The organism is Rhizobium sp. IBUN, from assembly GCF_000510625.1.
Taxonomy (GTDB): Bacteria; Pseudomonadota; Alphaproteobacteria; order Rhizobiales; family Rhizobiaceae; genus Rhizobium; species Rhizobium altiplani.
Genome location: NZ_AZNV01000010.1, coordinates 30,865 through 42,946, shown reverse-complemented (window position 1 = coordinate 42,946; position 12,082 = coordinate 30,865). Strand labels below are relative to the sequence as shown.

At 61.2% G+C, this 12,082-nt stretch carries 17 protein-coding genes and 1 other RNA gene; 9 read left to right on the top strand and 9 right to left on the bottom strand.

Annotation, left to right across the window (positions count from 1 at the left end):
• The first annotated feature begins 48 nt into the window (after positions 1 to 48).
• Complete coding sequence (locus RHIBUN_RS0111720) at positions 49 to 672, top strand: MOSC domain-containing protein (RefSeq protein ID WP_025659723.1); 624 nt, start codon at positions 49 to 51, stop codon at positions 670 to 672.
• On the opposite strand, the gene RHIBUN_RS0111715 is transcribed toward RHIBUN_RS0111720, so the two are convergent.
• Positions 669 to 1,205, bottom strand: coding sequence for an alpha/beta hydrolase (locus RHIBUN_RS0111715; RefSeq protein ID WP_025659722.1), 537 nt, complete (start codon positions 1,203 to 1,205; stop codon positions 669 to 671). The genes RHIBUN_RS0111720 and RHIBUN_RS0111715 overlap by 4 nt on opposite strands.
• Positions 1,206 to 1,314: 109 nt before the next feature.
• Between RHIBUN_RS0111715 and RHIBUN_RS0111710 the strand changes: the two genes are divergently transcribed.
• Positions 1,315 to 1,797, top strand: coding sequence for an Lrp/AsnC family transcriptional regulator (locus tag RHIBUN_RS0111710; RefSeq protein WP_025659721.1), 483 nt, complete (start codon positions 1,315 to 1,317; stop codon positions 1,795 to 1,797).
• Between the two features lie 83 nt (positions 1,798 to 1,880).
• Positions 1,881 to 2,408, top strand: coding sequence for a DUF992 domain-containing protein (locus RHIBUN_RS0111705; RefSeq protein ID WP_018855396.1), 528 nt, complete (start codon positions 1,881 to 1,883; stop codon positions 2,406 to 2,408).
• A gap of 1 nt (position 2,409) precedes the next feature.
• Here RHIBUN_RS0111705 and RHIBUN_RS0111700 read toward each other — a convergent pair whose 3' ends face one another.
• From RHIBUN_RS0111700 to ffs, 4 genes are all read right to left on the bottom strand, one after another.
• Positions 2,410 to 3,021: a LysE family translocator gene (locus RHIBUN_RS0111700; RefSeq protein WP_018855397.1), complete on the bottom strand. Its 612-nt coding sequence runs from the start codon at positions 3,019 to 3,021 to the stop codon at positions 2,410 to 2,412.
• A 72-nt stretch (positions 3,022 to 3,093) separates the two neighbouring features.
• Complete coding sequence (locus RHIBUN_RS0111695; RefSeq protein WP_018855398.1) at positions 3,094 to 3,417, bottom strand: YbaB/EbfC family nucleoid-associated protein; 324 nt, start codon at positions 3,415 to 3,417, stop codon at positions 3,094 to 3,096.
• A 22-nt stretch (positions 3,418 to 3,439) separates the two neighbouring features.
• Entirely contained in the window at positions 3,440 to 5,299 is a 1,860-nt protein-coding gene (locus tag RHIBUN_RS0111690; protein WP_025659720.1) for a DNA polymerase III subunit gamma/tau, read from the bottom strand.
• A gap of 46 nt (positions 5,300 to 5,345) precedes the next feature.
• An RNA gene (ffs, locus tag RHIBUN_RS35315) (signal recognition particle sRNA small type) lies at positions 5,346 to 5,442 on the bottom strand.
• An 88-nt stretch (positions 5,443 to 5,530) separates the two neighbouring features.
• Between ffs and RHIBUN_RS0111685 the strand changes: the two genes are divergently transcribed.
• From RHIBUN_RS0111685 to RHIBUN_RS0111665, 5 genes are all read left to right on the top strand, one after another.
• Positions 5,531 to 5,941 (top strand): HIT family protein, encoded by a 411-nt coding sequence (locus tag RHIBUN_RS0111685; protein ID WP_025659719.1) that lies wholly within the window; start codon positions 5,531 to 5,533, stop codon positions 5,939 to 5,941.
• Positions 5,938 to 6,906, top strand: a complete 969-nt coding sequence (nudC, locus tag RHIBUN_RS0111680; protein WP_018855401.1) for an NAD(+) diphosphatase — start codon at positions 5,938 to 5,940, stop codon at positions 6,904 to 6,906. Before RHIBUN_RS0111685 ends, nudC begins: the two co-directional genes overlap by 4 nt.
• A gap of 17 nt (positions 6,907 to 6,923) precedes the next feature.
• Positions 6,924 to 7,607: a YafY family protein gene (locus RHIBUN_RS0111675; protein ID WP_018855402.1), complete on the top strand. Its 684-nt coding sequence runs from the start codon at positions 6,924 to 6,926 to the stop codon at positions 7,605 to 7,607.
• A gap of 72 nt (positions 7,608 to 7,679) precedes the next feature.
• The gene (locus RHIBUN_RS0111670) at positions 7,680 to 7,904 is read left to right on the top strand and encodes a hypothetical protein (protein WP_112642366.1); all 225 of its coding nucleotides are present in this window, start codon (positions 7,680 to 7,682) and stop codon (positions 7,902 to 7,904) included.
• A 103-nt stretch (positions 7,905 to 8,007) separates the two neighbouring features.
• Entirely contained in the window at positions 8,008 to 8,376 is a 369-nt protein-coding gene (locus RHIBUN_RS0111665) for a VOC family protein (protein WP_018855404.1), read from the top strand.
• Between the two features lie 47 nt (positions 8,377 to 8,423).
• Here RHIBUN_RS0111665 and RHIBUN_RS0111660 read toward each other — a convergent pair whose 3' ends face one another.
• Both RHIBUN_RS0111660 and RHIBUN_RS0111655 read right to left on the bottom strand, forming a co-directional pair.
• Positions 8,424 to 9,284: a prephenate dehydratase gene (locus tag RHIBUN_RS0111660; protein WP_025659718.1), complete on the bottom strand. Its 861-nt coding sequence runs from the start codon at positions 9,282 to 9,284 to the stop codon at positions 8,424 to 8,426.
• A 10-nt stretch (positions 9,285 to 9,294) separates the two neighbouring features.
• Positions 9,295 to 10,050, bottom strand: coding sequence for a 3-deoxy-manno-octulosonate cytidylyltransferase (locus tag RHIBUN_RS0111655; RefSeq protein ID WP_018859767.1), 756 nt, complete (start codon positions 10,048 to 10,050; stop codon positions 9,295 to 9,297).
• 154 nt (positions 10,051 to 10,204) lie between these two features.
• On the opposite strand from RHIBUN_RS0111655, the gene RHIBUN_RS0111650 reads away from it, so the two are divergent.
• Positions 10,205 to 10,780 carry a cytochrome c family protein gene (locus RHIBUN_RS0111650; RefSeq protein ID WP_018859766.1) on the top strand — a complete coding sequence of 192 codons (576 nt, stop codon included), beginning with the start codon at positions 10,205 to 10,207 and terminating at the stop codon, positions 10,778 to 10,780.
• Positions 10,781 to 10,839: 59 nt separating this feature from the next.
• Here RHIBUN_RS0111650 and RHIBUN_RS0111645 read toward each other — a convergent pair whose 3' ends face one another.
• Complete coding sequence (locus RHIBUN_RS0111645; protein WP_018859765.1) at positions 10,840 to 11,787, bottom strand: AEC family transporter; 948 nt, start codon at positions 11,785 to 11,787, stop codon at positions 10,840 to 10,842.
• Positions 11,745 to 11,981 carry a hypothetical protein gene (locus RHIBUN_RS36380; protein WP_156932698.1) on the bottom strand — a complete coding sequence of 79 codons (237 nt, stop codon included), beginning with the start codon at positions 11,979 to 11,981 and terminating at the stop codon, positions 11,745 to 11,747. The genes RHIBUN_RS0111645 and RHIBUN_RS36380 overlap by 43 nt, the downstream gene beginning before the upstream one ends.
• Positions 11,982 to 12,082 lie beyond the last annotated feature (101 nt).

Below are 12,082 nucleotides of genomic sequence, written 5' to 3'. Positions count from 1 at the left end.
ATTAGCCCATATGCTGCAAAAACGGAAACATGTTGGGAGCGCCGCTTGATGAAAATCCTCGCCGTCTGCATCGGCAGTACCGAGCGGCTGCCCGGCAAGAGCTACAAGACGGGCATCTACAAGCATCCCATCACCGGCAGCGTGCTCGTCGATGCGGAGGGCGTGGTCGGTGATGCGATCTGCAACCGGAAGCATCATGGCGGCGTCGACCAGGCCGTCTATCTCGAGGGGTCGCTGACGCTCGACTGGTGGTCGAAAGAGCTTGGGCGGCCGATCGTGCCAGGCACATTCGGAGAAAACCTGGTGATCGACGGTCTCGACAACCGCACCGTTTCGGTCGGCGATCGATTCATAGCCGGCGATCTTGTTCTGGAGGTTACCAGTGCGCGCATTCCCTGTGCGACCTTTGCCGCCCGGATGGGTGACCCGCGGTTCGCCAAGCGCTACGCGCGAGCTGCCCGGCCGGGCATCTATTGCCGGGTGCTTCACGGTGGAGCAATCACCGCCAGATCAACGGTCGACTATCAGCCTTATGACGGCGAAAAGGTTACGATGCCGGAGATGATCGCCACCTTTGGCAAGACACTCGCCGCCCAAGATCGCAACCGCTATCTGGCGGCTCCGATCCACTACAAACTTCGGAATATTCTGGAAGTGCAGGCCGGCGCCTAGCGCAAGCGCACCTCAAGGGCCGCCAAAGCCGCCCGTCCCTTCGGCCAATCGCCAAGCCCACTGGCTCCGTTGATGTGACCGTGGGCACCAATATTTGTGAATTGGCTACCCCACTCATCAGCCCTGGCACGTGCGTAGTCGAGCGAACCGTACGGGTCGTCGCTGCTGGCTACGACAAGCGAGGGGAACGGAAGCGCCCCGAGAGGTGTTTCGGCAAAGCCGGCTGCTTCCGGCGGGTAGGCTGCGGCGCGCGGGTCCGGCGGCGCGACGAGCAAGGCGCCGCTGGCGCGATGCCTGGCCCGCCGTGCCCAATGTGCCACCAGCAGGCAAGAGAGACTATGGGCAACGAGAAGCGGTTCGGCCTGCGCCTGTCCGACTGCCCTGTCCAGCGCCTCAATCCAGTCCTCAAGGTCCGGCTGATCCCAACTCGAGGGTGAAAAGCGCCGAATGCGACGGTCGGCCGTCTCCCATCGGGACTGCCAGTGGGTTTCGCCAGACCCGCCAATGCCGGGCACCGTGATGATTTCTCTCATCGCTTCCTTCCTGTTGCTCGACGGACAAGTTGCGCGAGAGGGTCCGCAAATGACATAAGAAATCATCGGCAAAGTCATCGCTCAGCCGATAGATTAAAGGCGGACATTCATGGCCGATTTCATGAGCCGACAACTCGACCCAACTGACATGATGATTATCGAGATCATGCAGGCTGATGGGCGCATTTCCGTTTCCGAGCTGGGGCGCAAGGTCGGCCTGTCGCAGCCGGCAGCCTCCGAGCGGCTGAAACGCCTGGAGGAACGGGGGATCATCGAAGGCTACGGCGCCCGTATCAATACCGCGGCGCTCGGGCTGGGCATGATGGCCGTGATCCGGCTACGCACCACCCACGAACATATCCGCACCTGCCTCAAGCAATTTGCCGACATGCCGCAGATCATCGAAGTTCTCAGGCTGACAGGAGAGGATTGCTTCGTCTTGAAGGTCCTCGTCCCCTCGCCCTCCGAGCTTGAAGTCATCGTCGATAGCATCGCGCGCTATGGTGCGGTCACCACCTCGCTCGTCTTGCGTGGGGAGCCGACCAAACCCTTCGGTCGCGAACTGATGAAATTGGCGCGAAACCACCTCTGAGGTGATTTCAACGGCTGCCACTTGCTGACGAGAAGGAGCCTCCTAGTTTTTCATCCACGGGGTGCAAATCGAAGGAGGCTCGCATGTCCATCGCAAGACTTATCGCGGCGGCAGTCATCGCCGCAACGGCCACTACCTTCCTATCAGCAACGCCGGCTGCAGCCCGCGTCAAGGTCGGCTCGTTGGGCTGTGATATTTCTCCCGGATTCGGCGTCATCATCGGCTCGAAACGGACGCTAAACTGCATATTCACGCCGTCCTCGCCCGATCGACCAAGCGAACGCTACACCGGTACGATCACCAAGTTTGGTGTCGATATCGGCGCTCTCGCTGGCGGCGGATTGATCTGGCTCGTCTACGCGCCGACAAACCGGCTCGACGGCGCCCTGCAGGGCAGCTACTCCGGCGTCGCAGCCAATGCGACGGTCGGCCTCGGCGTCGGGGCGAATGTCCTGATCGGCGGTTTCGAGGGCTCGATTGCTCTGCAACCTGTCTCGGCTGAGGGCACGTCCGGTCTCAACATCGCGGCAGGCGTTGCCAATATGATCCTGACCTGGGTGCCGCCGGCACCACCGCCACCAGCTCCCAGGCGGCATGTATCACAGCGATAGCCTAGCGCATCGCGATCGCCAAAGCGGCGCCGGCCATCGTTCCGGCGCTGGCGCGGTTGGCCGCGCGAATAGCACGACGGCTCCTCAGGAACCGCCGGGCTTTGGCAGCAAGCAGCGTCCAACTGAAGTCGATGAAGATCAGCACGAAGAGCATGGTGGCCACGAGTTCTGCCCAACCGACGATCGTTACCCCGCGAACGTCGATGATCGAGGGCAGCAGCGCCATGTAGAACATCATGATCTTCGGGTTGCCGAGCGTCACCGTCATGCCGGCGAGGAAAAGCCTTGTGGGTGATTGCGCCTCGGGCAACGCTTCGCCATCACTATCGGGCGAGGCGAACCACATTTTCCAGGCAAGATAGAGCAGGTAGCAGACGCCGAGCCACTTGATGGCAACGAAGGCATAGTGGAACGTTTCGGCGATCGCCGCCAAGCCGGCGACGGCGCAGGTCAGCCAAATTGCTTCGCCGAGCCACATAGCTGACAGGAAAGGCAGAACGTCACGGGCGCCCTTGGAAATCACCCGGGCGACGAGTGCGGCAACGCTCGGACCGGGAGAGCCGGCGGCCACGAACAATGCGCAGGCAAAGACAAACAGACTGGTCAACGTCATCGGCAATCCTCCTGTTGCGTGACGGAAGCAATGCCAGCGCAGCTGACACCGCTCTCTTGGTCTACCGGCTGGTCAGAACGGCATCTTGAAGCCGGGAGGAATCGGCAGGCCGGCGGTCAGCGCCTTGGTCTTTTCGGCAGCGGCGGCTTCCGCCTTGTCCTTGGCATCCTTATGCGCGGCAACGATCAGGTCTTCGAGGATTTCGACATCGTCTTCCTTGAAGAGGGACGGGTCGATCTTCAGGCTCTGCATCTCGCCCTTGCCATTGAGGATCACGGTGACGAGACCGCCACCCGACTTGCCTTCCGCCTGGAGTTCGGCGATCTCCGCCTGCATCTTCTCCATCTTGGCCTGCATTTCCTTGACTTTGCCCATCATGCCCATGATGTCGCGCATCGTCTCGCTCCTTCTCGATACTCTAGAAAATTATGTCGTCGCCGGGCAAGATGTCGCCCTCTTCGGATTCGGCAGCGGCAGGCGCCTTGACTTCCTCTTCCTCATCCAGCTCGGGCGCCCTTACGCGGACGTCGATGATCTTGGCGCCCGGAAACTGGGAGAGGATCGCCGCCACATCCGGATCTTGGCGCGCGTCGCTGACCTGCTGCGCCTTGGCGTTGGCTTCGGCCTCGACGATCGTCGGCTGAGCTTCCTCGCGGCTGAGGCTGACGATCCAATGGATGCCTGTCCAGTCCTTGAGCTTGACAGCCAGTTCGTTCAGCAGCGTACCGGGGGCGCCTTCGGTCAGATTGACGTCGAGGCGGCCGGGCTCGATGCGAACCGGGCGTACGAAGTTGCGCACGAGCGCCTTGACCTTCACATCGCGCTTTTCACCGGCCAGATTGGCGATATCGGTGATCGAGTTTACCGAAACCAGTGGTTTCGGCGCCTCGGCCGGCTTCGTCTCGACGCGGCCGACCGGCACGTTCTGCGGGTCGGGATTAGGGACGGCGCGCAGCATCGCGGTCGGGCCGGCGGGCTGCGGGCGCGGGATCGACTCGGTCGATCGTGCCGCCAGATTGCCTTGATAGTTCACCGTTGCGCCGCCACCGCCGTTGCCCGATGGACGGCCGCCACCGTTCGTCTCGGAAAACTCCGCGAGGCGACGGGCGGCATCTTCCGGCGCCGGCAGATGGGCGGCATGTGTCAGTCGGATCAGCACCATCTCAGCGGCGCCGGCCGGGCGCGAGGAGCCTTCGGCTTCCGGAATGCCCTTCAGTAACATCTGCCAGATGCGCGACAGCGTCGTTACCGCCACGCTCTGCGCGAATTCGGCGGCCTTGGTACGTTCGATTTCGCTGAGCGAAGGATCGTTCGCGGCATCCGGCACGTATTTCAACCGCGTGACCAGATGCGTGAAATCGGCGAGATCGGTCAGCACGGCAACGGGGTTGGCACCGGCTTCATACTGGCTTTCGAATTCGCCGAGCGCTGCTGCGACATCGCCTTTTACGATATGATGAAAGAGATCGACGATGCGGGCGCGGTCGGCAAGGCCGAGCATCCCGCGCACCGTTTCCGCCAGCACCGCGCCGCCGCCATGGGCGATCGCCTGGTCGAGCAGCGAGAGACCGTCGCGCGCCGAACCTTCGGCGGCACGGGCAATCATCGCCAGCGCATCCGGCTCCGCCTCGATGCCTTCCTTCGATGCGATCGTGGTAAAGAGCCCAACGAGATCGGAGGCACTGATGCGGCGCAAGTCGAAACGCTGGCAGCGCGACAGGACGGTGATCGGGACCTTGCGGATTTCGGTGGTAGCGAAGATGAACTTCACATGCTCCGGCGGCTCTTCGAGCGTCTTCAGCAGGCCGTTGAAGGCCTGTGTCGAGAGCATGTGCACTTCGTCGATGATGTAGACCTTGTAGCGCGCCGAAACCGGGCGATAGCGCACCTGCTCGATGATCTCGCGGATATCGTCGATACCCGTGTGGGATGCAGCGTCCATCTCGATGACGTCGACATGCCGGCCTTCCATGATCGCCTGGCAATGCTCACCCGGGATCCGCAGATCGATCGTCGGCTTGTCGATGTCAGCGGTCTTGTAATTCAGCGCGCGAGCGAGGATGCGGGCGGTCGTCGTCTTGCCGACCCCGCGCACGCCGGTCAGCATGTAGGCTTGGGCAATACGGCCGGTCTCGAAGGCGTTGGTCAGGGTCTGAACCATCGGCTCCTGGCCGACCATCAGATCCGTGAAATCCTTGGGGCGGTATTTGCGTGCCAGCACCCGGTATCCGGTGCCCGTCGAGGCGGCATCTTGTGACTGTCGCTCGGTGTCGCTCATCGCCCTGCTTATCACCCGGACTGCCCGAGCAAGAATGGAGAGAAAGGTGGGAGGCTGGCACGATGACCCGTGCCGGGCTCGTTAGGGCTGCTTCCTTCCGGACCTGACCCGGTTGGCGAGTGGCTCGTCCACCACCAACCTCCCGGATGCACATATCGGCAATATCGCCATCAAAAGCAAGCCAAGCTCAAAAAAAACTGCTAGCCTCAGGAAAACATGGAGGAATGCCTGTTGGACGAATTCAAACTCGACCGTCGGCTGGAGAGCGATAGCGACCGAGTTATTCAGACCGGGCTCTGCGATCTCAGGCTGTCGAAGGACGCCCGCTGGCCGTGGCTGATTCTCGTGCCACGCAGAACGGGTATCAGCGAAGTCTTCGAACTGACGCCCCTCGATCAGGTGTTGCTGACATTCGAGACGGAGATGGTCGCCTCCGCCCTGAAGAAGATCACCGGCGCCACAAAAATCAATATTGGGGCCCTTGGCAACATCGTCCGTCAGCTTCATGTTCATGTCATTGCCCGCTTCGAAGGCGATGCCAATTGGCCAAATCCCGTCTGGGGTTTTGGCAAGGCTGAACCTTACGCGGCGGATAAGAGAGATGACCTTATAAAGAAATTGCGGGAAGCCCTTTCATCATGAGCCGTTCGCTTTTCGATTCGGATGTTCCGCATCCGGAACCCAGTAGCCTGACTGCCTTCGCAGCCAATGACCTGATCCGTGATTCCGAACATCGCGACGAGACATCCGTCGACAAGGCGCTTGCCAAGGAAGGAACGCATATCTTCGCCTTTGCCGGCGACAAGCTGGTCTTGAAGCATGACGGGCAGGTGCTTGATCCGCTGTTTGCACGCTACGAGCTGAAGGACCTGCGGCCCAACTGGGATGAGACCGTCCTGCTCGGCTATCGAAAAACCGGGGAGCCGCGCCTTGCCGTGCCGGTGGGTGTTCCGGAAGAAGAGTTGGCCAGCCATTACAAACCTTCGGATGGCCGTTCGCTATTTCGCGAGATGCTGATCGACGAGGTTCTACTCGGGGAGTTTGCGCAGGGAGCGAGCCTCATCCGCTGGAACCGCGACAACAAGTTCTGCGGCCGCTGCGGCTCTACCATGGAGATCCATATCGGCGGCTACAAGCGCGTCTGCACAGCCTGCGGACATGAAATCTTCCCGCGCACCGACCCCGTCGTCATCATGCTCACGATCGACGAGGAGCGCGACCTCTGCCTTCTTGGCCGCAGCCCGCATTTCGCTCCGGGCATGTATTCCTGTCTTGCCGGTTTCGTAGAACCGGGTGAGACGATCGAGAACGCTGTGCGCCGTGAGACGCTGGAAGAATCCGGAATTCATACCGGACGGATCCGCTATCACGCTTCGCAACCCTGGCCGATGCCCCATACGCTGATGCTTGGCTGCTTCGCCGAAGCCAAGTCCAAGGACGTCAAGTACGATACCCAGGAGCTGGAGGACTGCCGCTGGTTCACGCGTGAAGAAACGCTTGAGATGCTTGAACGCCCCGGCGTGACCGGCAAGGCACCACCGCCCAAGGGGGCGATCGCCCATCGGCTGATGCGCGATTGGATAGAGTGGAAAAGCAATAAGGCCTGACAGAACGAGGCCCAGACATGGCACGCTCCGAACGCCTTCTGACGTTGCTGCAAACCCTGCGGCGCTATCGCCGGCCGGTCAGCGGCGCTGTGCTTGCCACCGAAACTGGCGTCAGCATCCGCACGCTTTATCGCGATATTTCGAGCCTGCAGGCACAGGGCGCCTTGATCGAAGGAGAGCCAGGTCTCGGCTACGTGTTGAAGCCGGGTTTCATGCTGCCACCGATGATGTTTTCGCAGGACGAGATCGAGGCGCTCGTCCTCGGTTCGCGATGGGTTGCGCGTGCCGCCGATCCACGCCTTGCCGCCGCCGGCGCCGATGCCCTCGCCAAGATCGCCGACGTGCTGCCGCAGGAGATGCGAGACGAGATCGAGACCTCGACGCTGCTCGTCCATCTCCGACCGCCCGTTGCCGACAAGGCTGATCTCAGTGCCATTCGCAAGGCGATTCGCGCCGAACGAATCCTCAAGTTGACCTACTCGGATGAGGGCGGAACCGTCTCCGTCCGCAATATCTGGCCTTTCGCGCTGAGCTATTTCGAACAGGTGCGGGTTGTCGTTGCCTGGTGCGAATTGCGTCAGGATTACCGCCACTTCCGCACCGACCGGATCGTCGAAATGATCCCTCAGGACGGCCGTTATCCGCGCCGGCGCGCGGTCCTGCTCAAGGAATGGCGAGACCAGCAAGATATTGCATCCTGACCGCGACACTACTGCCATAAACTGACAGTGGTCAGCGCTATTATCGGTACCAATCCAATAGGAGGACCGATGATGATGAGCCTGAACCTGAGCCGATCTACGCGCGGCAACCATGCTGTCGACGAGACCTCTTCCGATGCAGGATATCCGCAATCCACGCTGCTGCGCATGATGCTGAACGCGTCGCGCCAGATGGCGCATCGCAGGTGTTCGCGCCTCGATCCGGACACCATGCCCGAGTGGAAGAAACGCGATCTCGGCTTCGTCGATTGGGGCAGCCCCTGCCACGAAGGCTAGTCGCACACGACACAACTCCCAAGACGCATGACCGACCGCCGCCGCTGCCAACGAGGCAGCGGCGTTCCTTCGCCTGCCACCCTGTCACAACGAGGACGACCCGATGAACAGCCCGAACCTCATCATTCTCTACGTCAAGGACCCGGCCACAAGTGCCGGTTTCTACCGGTCCTTGCTCGGCCGAGAACCTGTCGCCGAAGCCCCGAACTTTGTCGCCTTCGCGCTTGATGGCGGCTTCACGCTCGGCCTCTGGCGGCTGAGCAAGGTTACCCCGCAGCCGTCCGCTACGGGCAGCCGCGCCGAGATCGCCTTCATGGTTCCCGGCGAGAACGGCGTGTCGACGCTTTACGAGGATTGGCGCAAGCGCCAGTTGCCGATCGCGCAGGACCTTACGGACATGGATTTCGGCCCGACCTTCGTCGTGCTCGACCCGGACGGCCATCGCCTGCGGGTGTGTGAGCCGGACAAGTAAATCACAAAGAAAGGGCGCCCGAAGGCGCTGCCCGAAGGCGCCCTTTTTCATTTCTGCAGTTGGCCCCGCATGGGGTGGCCCTTGTAGACGCCGAGGATGCGCACCTTCTCGGAAAAGAAGCGCAGCTCCTCCAATGCACGCCGGACATTCGGATCGTTCGGGTGACCCTCAATGTCAGCATAGAACTGCGTTGCGACGAACTTGCCGCCGAGCTGATAGCTCTCCAGCTTGGTCATGTTGATGGTGTTGGTCGCAAAGCCGCCAAGCGCCTTGTAGAGTGCGGCCGGGATGTTTCGTACGTTGAAGACAAACGTCGTGACGAGCTTCTCCTCGGCCGAGCCGCGATGCGCCCATTCCTCGTCGCGTGAAAGGATGACGAAGCGGGTGACATTGTTTTCCGTGTCCTCGACATTCTCGGCAACGATGTCGAGACCGTAGAGATCGGCGGCAAGGCGCGGCGCCAGCGCCGCCATCGAGCGGTCCCCGGTTTCCATGACGAGCTTTGCAGCACCTGCCGTGTCGCCAGCGATCACCGGCTTCCAGCCGTGCGAACGCACGATCTTGCGGCACTGCCCAAGGGCGTGGATGTGGCTGTGAACCGTGCGGATCTCATCCTTGGTGACGCCCGGGAGCACCATCAACTGGAAGCGGATCGGCATGAAATACTCGCCGATGATGTGCAGGCGCGACTCCGGCAGCAAGTGATGAATGTCGGCGACGCGTCCAGCGATCGTGTTCTCGATCGGGATCATTCCGATATCGGCATCGCCGTTCTCGACCGCCACGAAGGCATCCTCGAACGTCTGGCACGGCAGCGGCTCCATGGTCGGAAACATGTCACGGCACGCCATGTCGGAGTTCGCGCCGAACTCGCCCTGGAAGGCGATCCTGTTGGTGGTGATGTTCATGGAAAATCCGTCACTTCGTTCTTGCGGAGAGAATGCGCCGCGCCTTTTCAAGGTCGGCGGGAGTATCGACACCGAGCGGAACCGTGTCAACGATCTCGACATCGATGCGCATGCCGGCTTCCAGCGCGCGCAGCTGCTCCAGCGACTCGCGCTTTTCCAAGACCGATGGTCCGAGCGTAACGAAACGCTCCAAGGCCGAGCGGCGGTAAGCATAGAGGCCGATATGGTGATAAAGCGGTCCATCACCGTAGGGTGCCGTCGTGCGGGTGAAGTAGAGCGCCTTCAGGCGGCTTTCCGAGATCGGCGAGCCGACGACCTTGACGATATGCGGTGCCGTCTTGTCGGCCTCGTCCTCGATCTCGATCGTCAGTGTTGCGATGTCGACGCTCGGATCCTCCAGCGGGCGCAGCGCGGCGCGAACGGTTTCCGGCTCGATCGTCGGCAGATCGCCCTGCACGTTGACGACGAACTTGGCTTTCCCCTCCGGATCCACCTTCATGAGCGCCTCGTAAATGCGATCCGAACCGGACTGATGGTCCTTGCTGGTCATGATGACTTCAAAGCCTGCCGCGGCCACGACATCATGGACCTGTTGGTCATCAACCGCGACAACGACGCGGCCAATTTCGGCTTCCTTCGCCCGCAGCGCCACCTGCACGATCATCGGCAGCCCGCAAATATCGGCGAGCGGCTTGCCTGGAAGACGGGTCGATGCCATGCGGGCCGGGATCAGCACGAGCACGTCATCTAAATTTGGACTGGTCATTGTTCGGGCCTTCTAATCCGGGCGGAAAGGTGTCAAAAAGTCTCACGCAACAGGCCATTTAGACTGTTGCAACGAATAGCCAAAAGACATAGGTTCCGCGCGATTTCAAGATGGTCCGGTTTTATGTCTGCCGGCTGCAAGGGGAGCATTGCAGATGAATTCATACGTGAATATGGCTGTGGGGGCACTGCTCGGAACGGTTTTCGTTCTGATGACCGTCTCCATCGCGTCGGAGGGAATCTTTCATTCGGAGAGCCCGGAGAAGGAAGGTTTCGCGATCGTCGCCGAAGAGGCCGCTGCCGCTGGTGGCGGCGAGGCCGCACCGGCTGCAGCCGTTCCGATCGCACAGCTACTTGCAAAGGCGGACGCCAAGGCTGGCGAGGCTGTTTTCAAGAAGTGTCAGGCCTGTCATGACGCGACCAAGGGGGGACCGAACAAGGTTGGTCCGAACCTCTTCGGTCTCGTCGATCGTCCGATCGCCACGCATGAAGGCTTTGCCTACTCGTCGGGCATGAAGGACTTCTCCAAGGGCGGCAGCGAGAAGTGGACCTTCGATCATCTGAACCACTTCCTGGCAGCACCGAAGAAGTACGTTGCCGGCACGGCAATGGGCTTTGCCGGTCTCCCGAAGGACACGGATCGCGCCAACGTCATCCTTTACCTTCACACGCTGGCCGATTCGCCGGTTCCGCTTCCGGATCCGAACGCACCGGATAGCGCGACGCAGTAAGTCGCTGCTCGGTTCCAGACGAAAATCGAAGCCCGGCTGACGCCGGGCTTTTTCTTTGCCTAGCCGCCGAGCAAAAAGGCCCAGAACGAAACGGAGATGGCGCCAAGCGCCGTCGTTAGCGTGATCGTCGAAGCTGCCAGGCTGTGGCCGACACCGAAACGGTTGGCGATCAGCCAGGCGTTGACGCCCGTTGGAACCGACGAAATCAGCACCAGGGCCGCCGTCCAGTCACTGGCAAGCCCGACCAGATGGCTCGCCGCCCAGACGCAGGCCGGCAACAGCAACAACTTGAAGGCGGAGGTGACGCTGGCGATGCCGGCGTTGCCTGAAATGCCGTATTTCTCAAGCGCCATGCCGAGCGAAATCAGCGCGACCGGCCCGGCGACACCGGCGATCTGATCGATTATGGCGCCTACCGGTCCCGGCATGGTGAGCCCTAACAGGTGCATGGCAGCACCGCCGGCCAAGCCGATCACCAGCGGGTTTTTGACGAGATTGTGGGCGATCTGGCGCACCACTTTGGCGATGCTGCGCTCCTTCTTGCCGGCGATCTTGTGCTCGGCGCGCTCCATCAGGATGGTTCCGATAATCATCATCACAGGCAGATGGACCGCGATCAGAATCGAGAGCGGCACGAGCCCCTTGTCACCGACCGTGCGCTGAACGAGCGGCAGTCCGATGAAGATGGTGTTGGCGAAGGCTGACGATACACCGGCAAGCACGCCAATGCGGTCATCGCGCCCGAAGAAGCGCGTCGCGGCGATATGGGCCGCGACCCAAGTCACTCCGACGCCCGAGAAATAGGCGATCCAGAGACGGAAGGGCGAGGCACCGTGAAAATCGGCGTTGGCGATCGTGCGGAACAACAACAGCGGCACGGCGATCTTGAAGACGAACTCGCTCAGCGCATCGCCGATCTCCGCCTTCATCAGCCGTAGTTTCACGGTCAGCCAGCCGATAAGGATCATGATAAAGATGGGAAGGACGTCGAAGATGATGGCTGACATTCAATGCGGCTGCCTTGCGAGGGAATAAGCATGCCTAGCAGCAAAACGGCCGTGATGACAAACCGGCAAAGCATAAAAGCAAAAAAAGCGGGCTCTGCCCGCTTTTCCGCATCCAGTCCTGCCGGATAGCCGGTCTGCAATGCTGCCAGTTCATCCGTGGTCAGCGTCACTCCGGTATCGTCGAAGGGCGTCATTCCCTTCTTCATTGGCTGCCGCTCGGAAGCCGCTCATGCCAATGTCGTTGAGGATGCTTATAGGATGGGGAAATGACATGCGGATGACGGATTCCCGCTAT